We start from the raw sequence: 513 nt of genomic DNA, 5'->3' as shown, positions 1-513 counted from the left end.
TACCGGGAATCCCCCGGTCTGCCTGACAACACGGGACCAACGTCCCGGCTGCGTGGTGACGATCTCCTCTGACCTGGGCACGGCTCTTGATTGAGGCTGAGAGCACCAGAGAGTCCACCACCGCAAGAAGGAAGCAGGTCACCACCATGACCGTCAGCCACGAGCACGTGGGCACCACCGATGGCACCATCGCTACGCCGACTGTCGAGCACACATTGGTCTCGACGACTCTGGCTCACCGTGCGCTGGCCCTGCTCCGGATCGGCTTCGGGCTGACCTTCCTGTGGGCCTTCTTCGACAAGCTGCTGGCCCTGGGCTACAGCACCGGCGTGGGCCAGGACGGCACCCTCGACCGCTTCGGCGACGCCGCCTGGATCAACGGAGGCAGCCCCACCGAGGGGTTCCTCAAGTTCGGCGCCGACGGCCCCTTCAAGGGCTTCTACAACAGCATCGGCGGCACCGTCTGGGCCGACACCCTGTTCATGCTCGCCCTCCTCGGCATTGGCCTGGCCC

1 protein-coding gene is annotated in these 513 nt (G+C 66.1%); it reads left to right on the top strand.

Annotation, left to right across the window (positions count from 1 at the left end; genetic code table 11):
• Window positions 1–146 precede the first annotated feature (146 nt).
• On the top strand, window positions 147–513 hold a 367-nt coding region (locus tag K9U41_RS23085), incomplete at its 3' end, for a hypothetical protein (RefSeq protein ID WP_282643170.1).

It is taken from the genome of Xanthobacter autotrophicus (assembly GCF_029991245.1).
GTDB lineage: Bacteria > Pseudomonadota > Alphaproteobacteria > Rhizobiales > Xanthobacteraceae > Xanthobacter > Xanthobacter autotrophicus_C.
Note: the sequence above shows the minus strand (reverse complement) of the source record. Positions and strands in the feature narration are given on the sequence as shown.